Below are 19,580 nucleotides of genomic sequence, written 5' to 3'. Positions count from 1 at the left end.
CCTTCTTATTTTATTAAATTCATTTAAGAGAGCGCTGCCTGGAGCAAACACCAGACAGCAATAGTCTAAAAACTATCCTAACAACGCTTGTTCAACTAATGCCAATTGTTGTTGTGCATGCAAGGCGGGACTACCTACGGCTGGTGCCGCAGCAAATTCTCGTCCTGCATACTGCAATGATTGCTCAGGGCGTAAACAATCTTTCATATTATGCTGAGAAGAGAACCAAACACCTTGGTTTTGTGGCTCTTCCTGACACCAGACTACATCTTTAGCATTTGGATACTTATTAATCTCGGCAATAAGTGCTTTTTTAGGGAATGGATACATTTGCTCAATTCGTACAATCGCAACATGATCCAAGTTTTTATCACGACGCATTTGTAATAAGTCATAATAAACCTTTCCACCACAAAGCACCACTTTCGTTACTTTTTCTGCATCTAAGGCATCAATTTCCGGAATAATCGTATGGAATTTGCCTTTAAATAAGTCTTCTAGAGGTGATACAGCTAACTTATGACGTAATAAGCTCTTTGGTGTCATCACAATCAATGGTTTGCGGAAATCACGAATCACTTGTCTTCTTAATAAGTGGAAGATCTGCGCCGGGGTAGTTGGTGTACAAACCTGTATGTTATGCTGCGCACAAAGTTGCATGAAACGCTCTAAGCGTGCAGATGAATGCTCCGGTCCTTGGCCTTCGTAACCATGGGGTAATAACATCACTAAACCACTTAAACGACCCCATTTTTGCTCACCAGAGCTAATAAATTGGTCAATAACAACTTGTGCACCATTAGCAAAGTCACCAAACTGAGCTTCCCAAAGCACTAAATAGTTAGGCTCGGAACAAGCGAAACCGTATTCAAATGCCAATACTGCTTCTTCAGATAGCACGGAATCAATGACAGAAAAACCACGACCATGTCCATTCGAAATATGCTCTAAAGGTGTAAATGAGTCACCGGTTTCAATATCATGTAATACAGCATGGCGATGTGCAAAGGTTCCTCGGCCACAATCTTGACCTGACAAACGAACACCATAACCTTCTTGAATTAGACTTGCGTAAGCCAGAGTCTCTGCATAACCCCAGTTCATCGGTAATTCACCTGCAGTCATCTTGTCACGCTCACCTAATAAACGTTGTACTACGGGATGCAAAGAGAAACCTTCCGGCAAATCATTTAATTGCTTGGTGAGTTTTTGTAAGTCACCTTTAGTAATGGTGGTATCTGCTTTATCAGTCCACTTGCCATTAATGAAAGGACTCCAGTCCATCGCGTATTTACCTTCGTAATCGCCATGCACTAGGTTAACTACGGGCTTACCTTGATCGAGGCCGTCACGATAAGCATCAACGAGTTGCTCTGCATCTTTAGCAGTTAACAAACCTTGTTGAATTAACTTTTCTGCATACAATTCACGCAATGGGCGCATGGATTTAATTTTCTTATACATTGCGGGTTGTGTTACTGCGGGTTCATCAGCCTCGTTGTGGCCGTGACGACGATAACATACAAGATCAATAACCACGTCGCGATTAAATTTCATACGGAAATCAAAGGCGATTTGGGTGGCAAACACAACTGCTTCAGGATCATCACCATTCACATGGATGACTGGCGCCTGAACCATCTTAGCAACATCAGTACAATAAAGTGTAGAACGAGCATCCAAAGGATTGCTGGTCGTAAAACCAATCTGGTTATTGATGACGATGTGGACCGTACCCCCAGTTGAGTAACCACGGGCCTGAGAAAAGTTAAAGGTTTCCATCACCACGCCTTGACCGGCAAAAGCAGCATCCCCATGAATTACCACAGGAACTACGGAATCTTTCTTCTCTAAGTCATTACGGCGATTTAAACGTGCACGCACCGAACCCTCAACTACTGGGCCGATAATTTCTAAATGAGATGGGTTAAAGGCTAGAGCTAAATGCAATACATTGCCTGAAGCTGTTTTAATATCAGAAGAATAACCAAGATGGTATTTCACATCCCCGGTACGCTCGTATTTAATTTTGCCTTCAAATTCCTGGAAGAGCACATTAGGTTCTTTACCTAAGACGTTCACTAATACGTTTAAACGTCCACGATGTGCCATCCCAATGATCAATTCTTTTACATTATCCTTGCCAGCGCAATTAATAATTTCTTTCATCATTGGGATTAAAGAATCTCCCCCTTCTAATGAAAAGCGCTTTTGTCCTACATAACGAGTACCTAAGTAACGCTCTAAACCGTCAGCGGCAATTAAGTCCTTTAAAATTTCCATTTTTTTTGCGGCGTCAAAAGTAGCGCGTCCACGTACAGATTCCATTTTCTTTTGTAGCCATGAAGTTTCTGCAGTGTCAGAAATGTGCATGTATTCGATACCAATGCTACCACAATAGGTTTCGCGTAAAGCGTCATAGATTTCATTTAACGCCATTTCTGGACCGTTAAAGGAAGTGCCCGCAAAGAACTTGCGATTTTTATCTACGTTGGTCAAATTATGATAATTCAAATCTAAATTAGGGACGACTGGGCGCTCAGTCATTTCCAATGGATCGAGGCTTGCAGCAAGATGCCCTAACGCTCTGAAATCATTAATTAAACTAGCCACTTCATATTGGTGGCTATCTCCAGATTGAACAACATGAGCAGCCTTCTTGTCCGCATTCTGCAAAAAATATTCGCGAATATCACGATGAGATAGCTCTTGATTAGAACCATTAACCTTAGGTAAGGCGCTAAATACTGCTCGCCAATCGGCAGGAACCGAATCAGGGTCAGCAAGATAATCTTCATAAAGACTATCAACGTAAGCCATACTTCCACCAGACAAGTAGGAAGAAGCCCATTCATTTTGCAGATTGGAACTGCTCATTATCGTTCTCCAAAGGGTGTAGCTAAAGGTTTATGTAACGACTCCACCCCTTCGTTATCGAAGGGGTAGTTACTGAATCATTACTGCGATTAGGTTTCCTGTCTCAACATTTGCGTGCGAATTTCTGCAATCGCTTTAGTTGGGTTGAGTCCCTTCGGGCAAACATTCGTACAATTCATAATGGTACGGCAACGGAACACACTGAATGGATCTTGTAATTTTTCCAAACGATGATTTGTTGCAGTATCGCGACTGTCTGCTAAAAAACGGCGGGCCTGTAATAATCCTGCAGGGCCTACAAATTTCTCTGGATTCCACCAGAAAGAAGGACATGAACTGGTGCAGCATGCACACAAAATACATTCATAGAGTCCATCAAGTTGTGCTCGCTCTTCCGGAGATTGCAAACGTTCTTGAGCTGGAGCGACCTGATCATTTTGTAAATAAGGTTCAATACGCTCATATTGTTGATAAAACTGAGACATATCAACTGCTAAATCCCGAATCACTGGGAAGCCAGGTAAAGGACGAATAACAATTTTATCCGTCTTTAACTGAGAGACGTGAGTAATACAGGCCAAGCCATTGGTTCCATTAATGTTCATACCATCAGAACCACATACCCCTTCACGGCATGATCTTCTGTAGGTAATGGTAGAATCCTGCTCGTCTTTCAAACGCTCAAGTAAGGTCAACAACATCGGATCGCTTTTAGCCGGTATCGTTAACTGATAATCTTGCATATAAGGCTTAGCATCCACATCAGGATTATAGCGATAAATTGATAAAGTCAAATTTCTATTATCTGACATTCTGATATATCCTCTTTAGTAAACGCGTTCTTTCGGCTCAAAAGGCGCAATATGTTTAGGTGATGCATTAACCGGACGAAAATCGATTACTTCACCTTCCTCAAAGTACAGTATGTGTTTAATCCAATTGGCATCATCACGCTGTGGGTAGTCTTCACGACTGTGTGCTCCACGGCTTTCGGTGCGAACGATTGCAGAATGTGCTGTCGCATAAGCGGTAGCCATTAAGTTATCTAACTCTAAAGCACTCACACGATCGGTATTAAAGACCTGACTTTTATCTTCCAGCTTCGCATGCTTCAAACGCTCACGTAATGCTTCTAAACGTTTTAAGCCAGATTCCATAACTTCACCAGTACGGAATACACCGAAATCTTCTTGCATTACGCGTTGCATGTCAGCACGAATCACCGCAATGCTCTCACCCTCTTTAGATTCATTCCAACGGTTGTAACGAACCAAAGATGCAGCAACGTCTTCATCACTGATGTAAGCCATATCAGGTAAATTATTGGATTGCCATAATTCTTCAACATGAATTCCAGCAGCACGACCAAACACGACTAAGTCTAATAAAGAATTTCCACCTAAACGGTTAGCCCCATGCACAGACACGCAAGCACACTCACCTACCGCGTACAAGCCTTCGACAATATGTTCTTCGCCATTCGATTTACTAATAACCTGACCATGCACATTAGTCGGTATACCACCCATACTGTAATGGCATGTTGGTACTACAGGAATTGGTTCAACAATTGGGTCAACACCGGCAAATTTCATCGATAATTCGCGAATTCCTGGTAAACGCGACATAATCAAATCCGCACCTAAATGATCCAACTTCAACTTAACGTAATCAACACCGCCTGGATCAAAACCTTTGCCTGCACGCATTTCTAAAGACATAGAACGGGCAACTACATCACGTGACGCCAAATCTTTAACTCGAGGCGCATAACGCTCCATAAAACGCTCGCCATCTTTGTTAATAAGATATCCGCCCTCTCCACGACAACCTTCGGTGACTAGAGTACCAGCACCAGCGATTCCTGTAGGATGGAACTGCCACATTTCCATATCTTGTAATGGAATGCCGGCTCTTAATGCCATACCAAAACCATCGCCTGTATTAATAAAGGCATTTGTAGTCGACTGATAAATACGACCCGCACCACCAGTAGCTAAAATACATACGCGGGATTGGAAAAATACCACCTCACCAGTTTCAATGCTCATTGCCGTAACACCAGAGATACGACCTGCTGCATTTTTAACGAAATCTAAAGCATACCACTCACTAAAAACGTGAGTTTTCGCTTTTAAATTTTGTTGGTATAAGGTGTGAAGTAAGGCATGCCCTGTACGGTCTGCAGCAGCACAGGTACGAGCCGCTTGCTCGCCACCAAAATTCTTAGACTGTCCACCAAACTGACGTTGGTAAATTTTACCATTGTCCATGCGTGAAAACGGTAAGCCCATATGTTCTAATTCATAAACAGCTTCTGGGCCTGTTTTACATAAATACTCAATACTGTCTTGGTCGCCGATGTAATCAGCCCCTTTTACAGTGTCATACATATGCCAACGCCAATCATCTTCATGCGAGTTTCCTAAAGCACAAGTAATACCCCCTTGAGCTGAAACTGTATGTGAACGCGTTGGAAATACTTTAGATAAAAGTGCAACTTTTAAACCAGAGTTTGCCATCTGTAGTGCAGCGCGCATTCCAGCACCGCCAGCACCAATAATTACTGCATCAAATGTATTCCGTGCAATAGCCATGCTTACCGCCCCCAAAGGATCAAGAAGCCCCAAATCAATTGACTAAGGAGCCATAAAAGAACCAACATCTGTACTGATAAACGTAAAACAGTACATTTCATATAATCGGTAGTTACTGTCCAGATACCTATCCAGGCATGCAACGTTAATGCAAACAATGCTAAAGCAGTTGCAATTTGCACCACTGGATTGGTAAATAAGCTATGCCATTGTTCATAACTCAATCCCGGATGCAACAATAAAAATCCAAAAAAGAAAAACACATACGCAGCGAAATATACTGCTGTAACACGTTGAACTAACCAATCTTTTAACCCATTGCCTGTTAAGCTGGTGACATTAGTTACCATATCCAGAATCCTAGTAAAATTGACAAAATAACGGCAAAAACTATTACTAAAACAGCAGTACGCCGACCAGCACTAAGATGCTCACCAAATCCCAAATCCATAATCATATGGCGGATACCTGCGAGCACGTGATAAATCAATGCAGCCCCAAAGGCCCATAAGATCAACTTATAGCACGGATGTGTTAATAATGCCTTCATCTGAGCAAAAGTCTCTGCTGATTGCACTGACTGACCAAAAATAAACAACATTACTGGCAATAATAGGAATAAAACCACCCCTGAAATCCTATGCAATATCGATGCGATTGCCATAGGGGGAAATTTTAAACTACCCAAATCAAGATTAACGGGTCTTTTTTTGTTCACTGTTAGTTTCTTCCTTAATTTGAAAAGTTAGATAAAGGACGCACGAATGCGAAGTATAGCACTCTGTTTTTATCACGCAAGATTAAGTCATAATGTGTGGAGATATAACGGTTTAAATGATTAAAATTTAACCGGAATTAGGGGAAACAACCCATATGCTTGCGTAGCCTGGTTACTTACAACGAAGATTTTCGCTTAAGAGGTCATGTTATTAACCACGCTCCTGGCTGGAAACAACAAATGGCACTTACTTTCTCAGTTATTTGGCTAATGAGCTTATAAAAATATGCAAGACCGAATTACCGTGGTTAAACCAAGGTAATTCGAGAGTGCGAAAAAGATGAGGGCGGTTCTTAAATCTTCATACCAGGAGACTTATGTGGTTGTTTAAAGGTTGACCGTGGTGCCTCTGGAGGGTAACCATATTTTTCGGCATTTTGTTTTACAATTTGCAGATAACGCTCGCCCCAAGCACCTGGGTCGAAGTTAGTAACAACTACGTTATAATTCAAGTTAATAATTGATTCAAAAGCTTTTCTTTGTGATAACAAGTGCCCACCAAAAGCAACTTGTACTTCAACTTCAGTACTCACGCCTCCAGACTTCAATCGCTCTACCAGAATGTAAATCATTTTTTCTATGGTATAGAATAACTTACACATGGACATGCCTGAATTAATCATGTCTTCGCCTTTCGAGGTCGAGAGTTTTGAGCCATAGTCATGAATATCATAAACAAATTCATACTCCTGAGTCCCTGGTATAAGTTCCGGTTTAATCACTACAGGCGGAGATACAGGTGGAATAGTAGGAGAAATAATATAAAGGTGGAAATCAGCCCAGTGCCACCAAATCTGATAAACCCGCTCAACTAAGGCGACGGGATCATTAAGATCAGCTTCCATTTCCAATTTGCGCACATCAATGCTGCGCTCTTCGGGCATATTATCTAAAGGATCAATGTTACTTTCATCTGGTTCATTGGCCATGTATGAGTACCCAATGTAATGCTTCTGTTTATGATTATATATTAGCCCAAATTTCAAGAATGAGCATCAAAGTTGAATTACATAGTGGTAAAAAAGATGTAAAAAAACAATAAAAACAGTAATTAGGCCGCAAAGTATGTCGTCAAGACAAAGATTATGCAGCCCGTATTAGCCCAGCGTAATACGGGTGTGAAGCCTAATTCATACTGTATTACGGGCTATGCGGTTTCAAGCCAAAATTAAAAAAGCCTTGAAGGATACATTACGCCTGATATTGATAATATTCAGGTGCGTTGATACGACATTTAAAACAAGTACTCTGACAATTCGCTTTTTCCTGGCATTTACGAATTACCCCTTTTTTAACCCAAAGATCCAACATTGGCTGTAAGGCAGGTAAATCCAGGTGAAACTCACGAGTTAACTGTTGTGTGCTGACCACTCCCTGGCGGCAAATATAATCACGTATTTGCAATAACATTTCGCCCTCCCATTATACGTTTATTGAAATACCATAAAGTTGGAATCAAGAAAAACATCAGTATGGATATCCAAAGCCAATAGAAACCGTGTGGCGAATGCTCAATAAATTTGGCTCCCTGATAAAACCCGACCGCAGCCACATAAGCAACAACAAAGGACCAAATAACCGACATCCACATATATTTTTTATTTGCTTCCTGACGAATAACCGCCATTGTGGAAACACATGGAATGTATAGGAGAACAAATAACAAATAAGCATAAGCTCCAATTTGTCCATCAAAACGCTGAGCCATAATGCCATAGACTGACTGCGATACAGAATTATCAGCAGCACTCGCTAATACAGGATTTGCAAAGGCGCTACCTAGTTGTGATAAATTTTGTGGTACAGACCATAAAGCAGCCTTAATACCACTCCAAAAATCAAAATGTGCTGCAGCAATTTCACCTAAGTGTCCTGCTTGTGCATAAAGAGAGTTTAGCGTACCAACCACAACTTCCTTAGCTAACATTCCCGTTAATAAGCCCACCGTCGCCGGCCAATTGTCTGGATGAATCCCCATTGGGGTAAATATAGGAGTAAGCCATTGCCCCATTATCGATAATAAAGATTCGCTATTTCCCTCAGTAGCATTAATACCACTACCTAAGGTCATTGCATTTAAAGCACCTAAGATCACGCAGATGGGAATAATTAATTTACCTGCACGCAGAACAAAAAAACGAAGCCGCATGGCGGTTTCTTTGAACAAGCGGCGTATTGACGGTTTATGATATGCTGGCAACTCTAAAATCAGTGGTGAAGAATGCCCTTTAAGCATGGATTTACGTAAAATAAATCCCGTGAGAATCGCCATTAAAATACCAACCAGATACAACGAAAATACGATATTTTGGCCGCCAGAAGGGAAAAAAGCAGCAACAAATACGGCATAAATGGCCAAGCGTGCGCTGCATGACATAAAGGGGCTCATCATAACCGTTAGGAGGCGATCGCGCTCTGAGTCTAAAGTACGAGCAGCCATAATTGCAGGAACATTACAACCAAAGCCAACAATCATGGGTACAAACGATTTACCCGGTAATCCCAACACACGCATGACTTTATCGACAACAAAAGCGGCTCGAGCCATGTATCCAGATGTTTCTAATAAAGATAAAAAGAAAAACATAGCAGCTATTACTGGAATAAAGGTTAACGTGGTATTAATCCCCTTTCCAATTCCATTTGCCAGAATGGCAATGAGCCAGTTTGGCGCATGAATTTGTTGCATTAGCCAAGCAACCCCTTGCACAAAAATGGTATCGGTACTGATATCAAAAAAGTCTTGGAATGCTCCGCCTATGTTGATAGCAAATAAAAACATGAGGTACATCATGCCAAAAAAGATTGGCAAAGCCCAAAAACGATGCAAGACAATACGATCTAGCTTAGCGGTAAAATTCTCACTCGCATCACTACGTTTTTTTTGCACAGCAGTAACTAACTCATGAATTTTCTGATAACGAGCATCTGCCAATAAAACATCAAGCCCCGAATCGTTATTGTTCAATGCAGATAAGGCCTGAGTTACCCGCTCATTGACCAAAATCACATCGCCCTCAGCTATTCTTCGTGAAAAATAGTACGCGAGTGCTTGGCTATAACCTTCAGCGATTAAGGCCTTTTCTATCTCCATTAAGCCTTGTTGTACTGAAGATGCTAAAGGAAGACTCCAAGGCAAAATGACTTGCGGTACTTTAAGCAAAGTCTGTTCTAGAGCAGCTAGCCCTACTTTTTTATGTGCCTGAAGCGCAATGACCGGGCAACCTAACTGCTGTGCTAAAGCATTCACATCAATGGAAATACCGCGCTGCTCGGCAATATCAATCATATTTAAAGCAATAATGACTGGTTTTCCCAGCTCTAAAATCTGGCTGGTTAAATATAAATGGCGCTCTAAATGGCATGCATCAACCACATTAATAATGCAATCTGCCTGCATAGTTGCAACAGATTGGGCGGCAATTTGCTCATCCTGACTCACACCACCCGAGTTAGCCACTAAAGAGTAAACTCCCGGTAAATCAGTGATGTTAATTAATTGTTTTCCTATAGAAAAAGACCCCGTTTTCTTTTCGACGGTAACGCCCGGCCAATTACCAATACGCTGATTATCACCAGTTAATGCATTGAATAAAGTGGTTTTGCCACAATTCGGATTACCTACCAATAAAACATGGGTCATATACGCTCCAAAATCAATTGGCTTGCCTCTTCCTTGCGCAAAGTCAATGCGGTGCCTCGTACTTCAATTTGGATGGGGCAGCCTAAAGGCGCCATTCGGACAACACTAAATTCAGTTCCACAAGTAACTCCTAAAGACAGAAGCCTACGCCTGTATTGCACATCAGTGCTCCCATAGCTCACTAATCGAGCACGGTCACCTTGGGCTAATTCAGTTATTCTGGTCATGGAATCATCAAAAGAGGTAAAAACGTTATATATATTCTAACACAGATGATATCGAGAATCATTCTCATTTAAGAAAAATAATTCATTGAACAATTGCCCCATTCCCTGCTCAGGATAACAATTTATAAAGCCCATAACCTAACGCCAAGATAAAGCCAATTTTCATATAAACGGCAATAGGTGCATTTAGGTATAAATTATACAGGTAGGCAAAAGGATGCTTGTAAATTAAGGTACGTAATATTTTTTTACAAACCGGGGTAGGAATTCCATCCATTGCTTGCTCATGAATGCGCACACTGGGTCCGTGGTTTGCCTCAATAATCGCTCCGTTGGAGTGGTCAAGCGGCACATTAATATCAGCGCACTGCACATCAAAACCAACTAACGCCAACCCCAATACCTTGGCTGCGCGGACAAAAAGATTCTTGTTTTCCTTGCAAATCTTTTTTCCCAAGGAAATATAAGTTCCACCACGAGTCGCATTGGAAGTATAACCTACAGTAACCCATTCCCCTGTCGGTGGAATATAACTCAAATCAATATTTAGCTCATTTAAGCGAATATTAAACTCTGTATCAATGCAAATCGGACCAAGAGTGTCATTTATTTTTTGCCGTTGCTTATTGGTTATTTCTACGAGCTCTTGCAAATTATGTTTGCCATCGCCAATTACATGGGCTGGATGGCGTAAGACAACGCCAATCACCTTATTTTTTAATACCAAAACGCGATAAGATTGTAAGTTGCCAAGATATTCTTGAATCAATAAAGACTCATACTTCAAAAATTGCTCACGTAAATGTTCTTCCAACTGAGTGAAATTCTGTATGTTGCAAAGCACGTCCTCCCCCAAGCCTCCGGTGACTGGTTTGGCAACCAAGGGAAAGGACAACTCGGAAATTATCTCTTCAAGTTCTCCATTTTGAAATTGAGACTGGTAAATGACCGTCGTGTTAGGTACAGGTATACCAGCGTTTTCCAGAAGTAAATTAGTGGCATATTTATTTTTGGAAACAAAAGCATTGGTGTAACTATTTAAAGGGGTAACAGCACGAAAAAAAAATAGTGTTTTGTACCTAAAGCAAGTTCTAATGTGCCTAATTCAGAATTATATGTAACAGGAAAATGCATCTCCAAAGCATGTTTGAGATAACATTCCGTATTTTTATTCATGGATGACAACAGGGTTTATCCTTATGTAAAATATATGAAAATAATTATTATCTAAACCCTATTCATTTGACAATGATATTTTTTTAACTCACCATTTAAATTATACATATCAATAGGTTTTTGCATGCACGATGATTTAACTCCCTATCGTTATCCTAACAGTTATCTTGTAAAAACATTAAATAAGAAAGGACCATCTTCAACATATATTGATGAGTATGCAAAACAATTTATTCACTATGCTGCGTCCCAAAAAGATCCCGTTTTAGAGCTAGGAGCAGCCTATGGTTTTGTCGCAATTGAAGCGTTAAAAGCTGGGGCCACACTGATTGCTAATGATTTGGATCCACGGCATCTCAATATTTTATACAATAATACTCCTGAAGGATGTCGTTCACGTTTAACTTTATTACCAGGTGAATTTCCTCAAGATATTAATTTAGCTAATGAAAGTATTGCTGGCTGTTATATTGCCCATATGCTCGGCTATCTGGCTCCCGAGGATTTACCTATAGGGTTTATGAAAGTTTATCGTTGGCTAAAACCCGGAGCCTTATTATTTATTTTATCCTCCTCCCCATATCGTGCCATCTATAAAGATCTTCTCCCTATATATGAACAACGTGTTCGAGAACATCAACAATGGCCAGGTTATTTTAAAGAAATAAAACAACTAATTAGCGGGAGACTCGCCCGTTATGCTGCAGCAGATACATTACACTTTCTAGACGACAAAGTATTAAGTCGAGAATTAATGCATGTAGGGTTTATAATAAAAGAAGCTAAATTATATCCACGTAAAGATTTATCAAAAAAAGTTACTCTTGATGGCCGAGAAGGTGTCGTTGTTATCGCTCAGAAACCATATAGATAAATTTTAGTAATCGTTCATCAATAAGGGTGATTTTATGGAAAAAATTAAGGTATCTTTCAGCTTTGTGAATGAAGAGAAACTCCCCTTAATTATACAACCTCAGGACCAAAAAGAGTTAAGTGCAGAGCATCTAGTGCAATTTCTTACTGAGGAAAATACCTTATTCCAGGAGCAGTTATTGCAGTATGGCGCCGTATTATTACGTAATTTTCAAGTCAATTCTCCTGATGAGTTTTTAAACGTAATTAATGCCTGTGCTCTGGGCACTGTTTTTAATTATGATTTTTGTACTGTTCTTCGCACAAAAATTCAACCTGGCGTTTATACCTCCATCAATTACACTCAAAAAAGCATTCCGATGCATAATGAAAAAGCTTATGACTACGATACGCCAAGCCATATCTATTTTAATTGCACGCAACCTTCTGAAACAGGCGGCCTCACCCCCTTAATTGATGGTAATAAATTATGGCTTTCTCTTCCTGAGCCCCTAAAGAATAAATTGGAGCTTCATGGTGTTATGTATTGTCGCTATTTTTATGGCGAAGGAATAAAACTGAAATTAATCCGCAAAATAGGAGGAGGAATTAATTGCAGAACATGGATGGAACAGTTTGATACGCAGGAAAAAAACGTCGTTGATGAGATACTTGCCGATACAATTTACCAACATCAATGGACTATAGGAAATGGCTTAATCACTAAAAAAATAATGCCCCCTTATCGTCAACATCCAATATCAGATAAGGTCGTTTGGTTTAATCAATGCCATAATCTTAATCGTTATTACAGCACGAACACCAATTTTATTCGTTTGAAGGTTAAAAATCCCATTGCCCGTTATATTATGCAACTACCTAGCTTATCACCGTTGATGGCTCGTTTTGGTAATGAAGAGCATTTTTCAAAAAATGAAATCAGTATAATTAATCAATTAATGCTTGAGCAGCAAGTAATGACGCCATGGCAAAAAGGTGATGTAATGATTGTTGATAACTACTCTTGCTTGCATGGAAAAACAGCTCATACAGGTAAGCGCGTAATATTAGTTGGCATGACCCAAAGACCGACAGATGTATCCGATGTAGTCGATCCTCATTTAGAGTAAAAAATGACTAATAAAAAGGAATTCGCAATTGGTGAGTTGTACTATATAAATGAGCTTGAAGTTTCTATCCTAATTAGAGAGATATATGGATTAGATGCTTATTTACGAGATTTTTTAACCTTAGAACCCAATTCAGTGGTCTTTGATATAGGTGCTAATATAGGTATTTTTTCGTTATATGCCTTATATCAATGTGATGAACAAGTAAAAATCTACAGCTTCGAACCAATCCCTGCTACATTTGAGTGTTTGCGTAATAATTTAGCATCTTTTGGCGAAAAGGTGCAGGTTTATAATATGGGAATTGGTAATGTTGCTGAGGAATGCACGGTTGAATTTACCCTTTTTGGGGCTGCAACAGCTACCGCAACGTATCGGCCTGAAGATAAAATTATTTCAAATTTTCAACCTCAATTGAATTATGACACCTTGTTGAAACTCTCAAGTCGGCGAGATCGTAAATTATATTATCTATTAAAATATCTGCCTTTTCTGCGCAAGTATTTTATTAAAAAGAATTATAAGAAGCGAACAACGTCGCACAAAGTCCTATGTCGACTTGAATCTCTAGGACGTTTTATTGAGAAACATAATATTAATCACATCGATTTTTTAAAAGTAGATGTTGAGGGGGCTGAATTTGAAGTCATTAAAAGTATTTTCCCACATCAGTTTTCTAACATAAAACAGTTGGCAATAGAGGTTCATGATATTGAGCATCGCGTTGAGCATATGGCCGCCTTTCTCGAAGAAAAAGGATATGAGATAAAAATATACCGAAGCCCGGTGATGGAACGACTGGGCTTTAACCATCATATGATTTATGCGAAGCAAAAAGAGCAACAAGTCCTTGAGTCACACTAGAACTAAATGTTGGGCCATGGGCCCAACCCATAAATACTCTTAACGCCCTACCCCATCTCCTGCACTTCTCGCTTAGGATGGCGACTTAAATAATCAACCGATTGCATTTCCATCAGTCGACTACGGGTGCGTTTAAACATCTCCAGCAGCTCGCCCTTTAGATACAGCTGCTCCACAGCAACTGCCGCGGTAATAATAATATTAACCCCGCGGTCATACATTACATCAATAAAATGAATAAACATAATTGCTTGTAAAGTATGATTCTCCGTTAACTCCGGCACATCACTGATAAAAATAGAATCAAACTTATCTGCAAGTTCTAAATAGTCCAACTGGCTGCGCGGCAAATTACACAATACATTAAAGTCAAACCAAATGGATTTATCTCCCCGCTCCAAATAAGGAATATCACGATTTTGGATCGAAATCACCCCAGGTCCTTGGGTGGGCGTCGCTAAGCTTACAAATTGCTGCTCCATCTTTTGTTGAGTTTGCAGACTCAACGGAAACAAATAAGCATCAACTAATGGTTCACGTCCTACTCGATAATCTCTTAGCTCATTGAGATTTAAAACCTGGCAATTTTTATTAATTGCCGTAATCGCAGGCAAAAATCGCTTCCGATGCACTCCGTTTTTATACAGATCGTCAGGCTTAGTATTCGAGGAAATAACTAAGATGACACCATGCGAGATTAAAGCCTGTAAGAGCTCCGCTAAAATCATAGCATAGGCTACATCGTGCACTAAAAACTCATCAAAACATAACACTCGAATTGATTTAGACAGGTTTTTAGCAATCTGCCGTAGGGGATCCTTTTGACCTTGTAAACGTCGTAACTGAGCATCAATTTGTTGCATAAAATGATGAAAATGAAAACGCGCTTTTTTACTTTCCGCAATATGATCATAAAAAAGATCAACCAGATACGTTTTTCCCGCACCTACAGGTCCATAAATATACAAACCCTGAATATGAGGCTTGCGAATCCAGGAAAACCAGGATGAGTTTGCCTTTTCTAAATCCTGAGCAAGCCGCTCCATATGCGCCAAAATATCGCGTTGCAAAGGATCATCATTAATCTCACCACGTTCAATCGCGGCATCATAGTAAGCCGTCAATGTCATACGAGCGTTACCTGTGTACGCAGATACTCTGTGAGTTTATTTTTAAGCTCAATTAACTTTCCATGGAAAAAATGAGTTGTCTCAGCAAAGCGTATCACCGGTATTTCAGGTTGAGCTTGTGCCGCAAAATCAAAAACCATATCCGCTGGTACCACTTCATCCTCTTCGCCTTGAATAATTAGCCAAGGATAAGGTGCGGAACGAAACTCCTTATAGTCGTAATGGTGCACAGCTGGCGCAACGCTAATCAAAATCTGGTGTGCGCATTGCGCTGCCACGCGATAAGTCACATAAGAACCAAAAGAAAAACCAGCAAAAATAAACTGTGCTTCAGGCTGCTCTTTTTTCCAGGCTTGCACCAAAGAAAGCATATCTTCGCTTTCACCAATCCCTGCATCGTACGCCCCCTCAGACTTACCAACACCGCGAAAATTAAAACGCAACGAGGGAACGCCTAAGTCCTTGAATGTACGTGCTAAAGTAGTCACTACTTTATTGGTCATTGTCCCACCCTGCAACGAATGAGGGTGTCCCAAAAAAGCAATGTAATTAGCAACACGTTGCTCTGGAACCGTCAAAACAGCTTCCAATTGACCAACCACACCGCGTAAAGTTAAAAGATGCTCGCCGGGGACAGCTAATTTTTCAGTGATTTGCATAAAAAACCTGTTATTATAACGAACATAAATGATAACTCAGAATCAAATATGATGAAAATGCATAACGCACAAAAAGAATCTGCTATCCCAGGAGAAGCCAAGGCTACACTCTGGTCTAAGCGCTTTATTCTCTTAGTCGTAGTGCCTGCCACTGTACTTGTTTCAGGAATGGTTTTATACCTTTTCGGTGGTCGTTATGTTTCAACAGACAATGCCTACGTCAAAGCCGATCTGATCCCACTTAGCCCCCAAGTTTCAGGAGTCATCCAAGAAGTGTTTGTCCAAGAAAACCAAAGGGTGAAAAAGGGGCAGCTACTTTACCGCATCGATCAACGCCCTTATAAAGTTGCCCTAGCTAAAGCAGAATCTAAATTGGCCCAAGTAAGTATCGATATTAAAGCACTCAAAGCTAATTATCTGGAAAAGAAGGCTGAAATCGCTTTGGCACGTACCAAATATAATTTTTCTTTACGTAATAAGCAGCGTCAATTAGACCTAGCAGAAAAACATTTTGCTTCTCAATCCAGCCTTGATGAAGCTAGTGAAGGTGCTGAAGTTGCAGCGCAACAAATTGTAACGACAGAACATAGCCTGCAAAGCCTAGCAGAGTCACTTGCAGGCAGCATTAATGCCCCAGTAGAGCAACATCCCACGTATCTGGTGGCCAAAGCTGAGCTGGAACAAGCGCAGCTTGATTTAGAACACACCAAAGTAAAAGCCCCTGTTTCAGGAACCATCAATATTCCCCCAAAGAAAGGGCAGTATGTAACTCAAGGAGCCATTGCTATGTCGTTAGTGGCACATGAGCATCCGTGGATTGAAGCTAATTTTACAGAAAAAGAACTAACTTACGTACACCCAGGACAAAAAGCAACCGTATCGATAGATATTTACCCTGGGCAAAAATGGACTGGTATCGTTCAAAGTATAAGTCCCGCGACTGGCTCTGAGTTTTCCATCATCCCAGCACAAAATGCTACGGGAAACTGGGTTAAGATCGCTCAGCGAGTTGCGGTACGCATTCAATTGGATCAAAGCAAGAAGAGCCTTCAATTACGCTCAGGGTTGAGTTCCTGGGTAGAAATTGATACAGAGCATAAACGCTATGCGCTTAAATAATCATGCTAGAAAATACGCCCACCCCAAACACAACAAATAGGCTATTCATTACGTTATCAATAATGCTTGCCACCGTAATGCAGTCACTAGATACCACCATTGCTAATGTGGCTTTGCCTCACATGCAAGGAGGTATGGGAGCGACGCAAGAACAGATTTCTTGGGTGCTTACCTCCTATATCGTTGCCGCAGCAATCTTCACCCCGCTAACTGGTTTTTTAGGCGATCATTTCGGCCGTCGGCGTATTTTCATTTGGTCAGTTATTGGCTTCACTGTTGCCTCTATGTTGTGTGGGGCAGCACAAACATTGCCGCAAATTATTTTATTCCGTCTACTGCAAGGAATTTTCGGCGCAAGTTTAGTACCATTATCTCAATCGGTTTTGCTGGATACTTATCCCCCTGAAAAGCATGGCTCGGCTATGGCAATGTGGGGCATGGGAGTCATGGTTGGCCCAATTCTTGGCCCATCATTAGGCGGTTGGCTAACGGAGTACTACAATTGGCGTTGGGTATTCTATATTAATTTACCCTTCGGTATTTTTGCTTGGTTAGGCTTAACCATGTACCTACAAGAAAATAAACTCAAACTTGGCAAGCATTTTGACATAATGGGCTTTGCATTTTTAAGTATTGCTATTGGTGCATTACAGTTATTCTTAGATCGTGGCGAATCTCTAGATTGGCTTAATAGTGATGAAATTATCATTGAAGGACTAATAGGGCTAATCTGTTTGTACTTGTTTGTAGCCCATATCCTTACCTCACGCAGCCCATTTATTGAGCCCGCAATGTTTAAAGACCGTAACTTCAGTGTGGGACTAGTATTCATCTTTATTATCGGCATTATTCTTTTGGCGACCATGGCACTAATGCCACCTTACATGCAAGGCTTATTAAATTACCCAGTAATTGATGTAGGACTACTCTTAGCTCCGCGCGGACTAGGGACCATGACGGCCATGATGATTGTAGGTAAACTCTCTGGGAAAGTAGATACGCGCTACCAAATTTTTCTGGGCCTAATTCTTACCTGTTACTCCTTATGGATGATGACCCTATTCAATGCCGATATTAGTGGCCATGACATTGTCTTCAGCGGCGTCATTCAAGGGCTTGGTTTAGGTTTTATTTTTGTGCCTCTTTCTACCCTGTCTTTTGCTACCTTGCCGACTCAATATCGGAATGATGGCACGGCTTTATTTAGCCTATTACGAAACATCGGCAGCAGCATTGGAATTTCCATTGTCATGACCAAATTAGCCCAAAGCACACAAATAAATCATTCCGCCTATGCGAACTTTATTACCCCGTTTAATATGAATTTACAACAGGCTAGCCAGTCTGGTATTTATCCCTTAAATTCACTTAGCGGTCTCGTTTCCCTTAACGCAGAAGTCACACGCCAAGCCGTCTTAATGGCTTATTTGCAGGATTTTCGCTTTATGATGTGGCTCGTGTTATGTGCCTTACCATTATTATTCCTTTTAAAAGCTCCAGCTAAGAAAGACAAGGAAGAAACGCCTTCTAAATTACCTGAATTTGAACTATGATACCTAAGGCTGTTAATTGCTTGAAATAATAGAATTATCAGCCTCATGGCGCGTTGACCTTCGGCAGCGACCCCTTATCATTTCAATTTATGGAGGACTTGATCCATGCGACAGGTACCTGAAATATATTTCATTAGTCATGCGCAACTTAGCCTGCGAAGGAGTGCCGCATGAAAATTCATGATTTTAAACGTAAAAAACAAGAGCAGCAAAAAATTGCCATGCTTACTTGTTATGATTATCCCTCCGCCTGCACTATTGCTGAATCTGAGATTGACTGTGTTCTTGTTGGTGATTCAGTTGCAATGGCAGTACACGGACATGATACGACTATTACGGCAACCATGGACATGATGGCTCTGCATACTGAAGCAGTAGCTCGTGGTCTAAAGCAACAATTTTTAATTACCGACCTTCCCTTCTTAAGCCATAAAATTTCTCTGGCGCAAACGGTTGAAAACGTAACTCGCCTTTTACGTGCAGGAGCCCATGCGGTAAAAATTGAAGGTGGTGATGCAGATACCTGTAAAACCATTAACCATCTTGTGACTGCTGGCGTTCCGATAATTGGTCATATCGGTCTAACACCTCAATCGATTCACCAATTAGGTGGCTTTAAGGTTCAAGGAAAAAGCCAGGAGCAAGCAGACATTCTGCTGCAACAAGCACTTGAATTAGAACAAGCAGGTTGCTTTGCTCTCGTCATTGAATGTGTGCCACAACAGGTTGCCAAGCGCGTTACTGATGCATTGAGCATTCCCACGATTGGGATTGGAGCCGGTGCAGATACCGACGGACAAGTCCTGGTTTGGCATGATATGTTAGGCCTGCAAACTAGCCTTAATCTTAAATTTGTTAAACGTTATGCTCAAGGCAAGGAAGTACTGCTTGAAGCAATTAATGCTTACGCACGGCAGGTACATCAAGTGAATTTCCCAACACCTGAGCATTCATTTTAGGTGGCAGAATTTACAG

Annotated in this window: 18 protein-coding genes; 6 read left to right on the top strand and 12 right to left on the bottom strand. The window is 40.8% G+C overall.

Going from position 1 to position 19,580, the window contains the following annotated elements:
- Positions 1-72: 72 nt before the first annotated feature.
- From J2N86_RS03265 to J2N86_RS03220, 10 genes are all read right to left on the bottom strand, one after another.
- Entirely contained in the window at positions 73-2,877 is a 2,805-nt protein-coding gene (locus J2N86_RS03265; RefSeq protein WP_252580980.1) for a 2-oxoglutarate dehydrogenase E1 component, read from the bottom strand.
- 89 nt (positions 2,878-2,966) lie between these two features.
- Positions 2,967-3,689, bottom strand: coding sequence for a succinate dehydrogenase iron-sulfur subunit (locus J2N86_RS03260; protein ID WP_252580979.1), 723 nt, complete (start codon positions 3,687-3,689; stop codon positions 2,967-2,969).
- Between the two features lie 15 nt (positions 3,690-3,704).
- Entirely contained in the window at positions 3,705-5,474 is a 1,770-nt protein-coding gene (gene sdhA, locus J2N86_RS03255; RefSeq protein ID WP_252580978.1) for a succinate dehydrogenase flavoprotein subunit, read from the bottom strand.
- Between the two features lie 2 nt (positions 5,475-5,476).
- Positions 5,477-5,824: a succinate dehydrogenase, hydrophobic membrane anchor protein gene (gene sdhD, locus J2N86_RS03250; RefSeq protein WP_133136622.1), complete on the bottom strand. Its 348-nt coding sequence runs from the start codon at positions 5,822-5,824 to the stop codon at positions 5,477-5,479.
- A complete protein-coding gene (gene sdhC / locus J2N86_RS03245; RefSeq protein ID WP_252580977.1) occupies positions 5,818-6,192 on the bottom strand; it encodes a succinate dehydrogenase, cytochrome b556 subunit in 375 nt (124 codons plus the stop codon). The genes sdhD and sdhC overlap by 7 nt, the downstream gene beginning before the upstream one ends.
- Before the next feature lie 353 nt (positions 6,193-6,545).
- Positions 6,546-7,181: a virulence factor gene (locus J2N86_RS03240; RefSeq protein WP_407658967.1), complete on the bottom strand. Its 636-nt coding sequence runs from the start codon at positions 7,179-7,181 to the stop codon at positions 6,546-6,548.
- Between the two features lie 262 nt (positions 7,182-7,443).
- On the bottom strand, positions 7,444-7,662 hold the full coding sequence (locus J2N86_RS03235; RefSeq protein ID WP_252580976.1) for a FeoC-like transcriptional regulator: 219 nt from the start codon (positions 7,660-7,662) through the stop codon (positions 7,444-7,446).
- Entirely contained in the window at positions 7,643-9,895 is a 2,253-nt protein-coding gene (feoB, locus tag J2N86_RS03230; RefSeq protein ID WP_252580975.1) for a Fe(2+) transporter permease subunit FeoB, read from the bottom strand. The genes J2N86_RS03235 and feoB overlap by 20 nt, the downstream gene beginning before the upstream one ends.
- Positions 9,892-10,122, bottom strand: a complete 231-nt coding sequence (locus J2N86_RS03225; protein ID WP_252580974.1) for a FeoA family protein — start codon at positions 10,120-10,122, stop codon at positions 9,892-9,894. Before J2N86_RS03225 ends, feoB begins: the two co-directional genes overlap by 4 nt.
- A gap of 109 nt (positions 10,123-10,231) precedes the next feature.
- Positions 10,232-11,092 carry a UDP-N-acetylmuramyl peptide synthase gene (locus J2N86_RS03220; RefSeq protein ID WP_252582341.1) on the bottom strand — a complete coding sequence of 287 codons (861 nt, stop codon included), beginning with the start codon at positions 11,090-11,092 and terminating at the stop codon, positions 10,232-10,234.
- Positions 11,093-11,422: 330 nt separating this feature from the next.
- Between J2N86_RS03220 and J2N86_RS03215 the strand changes: the two genes are divergently transcribed.
- From J2N86_RS03215 to J2N86_RS03205, 3 genes are read left to right on the top strand one after another with little or no spacing between them, the layout of a single operon-like run.
- On the top strand, positions 11,423-12,172 hold the full coding sequence (locus tag J2N86_RS03215; RefSeq protein WP_252580973.1) for a class I SAM-dependent methyltransferase: 750 nt from the start codon (positions 11,423-11,425) through the stop codon (positions 12,170-12,172).
- A 34-nt stretch (positions 12,173-12,206) separates the two neighbouring features.
- Positions 12,207-13,280, top strand: coding sequence for a TauD/TfdA family dioxygenase (locus J2N86_RS03210; protein ID WP_252580971.1), 1,074 nt, complete (start codon positions 12,207-12,209; stop codon positions 13,278-13,280).
- 3 nt (positions 13,281-13,283) lie between these two features.
- The gene (locus J2N86_RS03205; RefSeq protein WP_252580969.1) at positions 13,284-14,144 is read left to right on the top strand and encodes an FkbM family methyltransferase; all 861 of its coding nucleotides are present in this window, start codon (positions 13,284-13,286) and stop codon (positions 14,142-14,144) included.
- A 47-nt stretch (positions 14,145-14,191) separates the two neighbouring features.
- On the opposite strand, the gene zapE is transcribed toward J2N86_RS03205, so the two are convergent.
- Both zapE and J2N86_RS03195 read right to left on the bottom strand, forming a co-directional pair.
- Positions 14,192-15,274 carry a cell division protein ZapE gene (zapE, locus tag J2N86_RS03200; protein ID WP_252580967.1) on the bottom strand — a complete coding sequence of 361 codons (1,083 nt, stop codon included), beginning with the start codon at positions 15,272-15,274 and terminating at the stop codon, positions 14,192-14,194.
- Positions 15,271-15,933, bottom strand: coding sequence for an alpha/beta hydrolase (locus J2N86_RS03195; protein ID WP_252580965.1), 663 nt, complete (start codon positions 15,931-15,933; stop codon positions 15,271-15,273). The genes zapE and J2N86_RS03195 overlap by 4 nt, the downstream gene beginning before the upstream one ends.
- 48 nt (positions 15,934-15,981) lie before the next feature.
- On the opposite strand from J2N86_RS03195, the gene J2N86_RS03190 reads away from it, so the two are divergent.
- From J2N86_RS03190 to panB, 3 genes are all read left to right on the top strand, one after another.
- A complete protein-coding gene (locus J2N86_RS03190; RefSeq protein WP_252580964.1) occupies positions 15,982-17,052 on the top strand; it encodes an HlyD family secretion protein in 1,071 nt (356 codons plus the stop codon).
- Between the two features lie 62 nt (positions 17,053-17,114).
- Complete coding sequence (locus J2N86_RS03185; RefSeq protein ID WP_252580962.1) at positions 17,115-18,605, top strand: DHA2 family efflux MFS transporter permease subunit; 1,491 nt, start codon at positions 17,115-17,117, stop codon at positions 18,603-18,605.
- A gap of 170 nt (positions 18,606-18,775) precedes the next feature.
- Entirely contained in the window at positions 18,776-19,564 is a 789-nt protein-coding gene (gene panB, locus J2N86_RS03180) for a 3-methyl-2-oxobutanoate hydroxymethyltransferase (protein WP_252580960.1), read from the top strand.
- Positions 19,565-19,580: the final 16 nt, after the last annotated feature.

It is taken from the genome of Legionella lytica, assembly GCF_023921225.1.
Taxonomy (GTDB): domain Bacteria; phylum Pseudomonadota; class Gammaproteobacteria; order Legionellales; family Legionellaceae; genus Legionella; species Legionella lytica.
The sequence above is the reverse complement of the archived record's forward strand: the minus strand, read 5'-3'. Positions and strand labels throughout refer to the sequence as shown.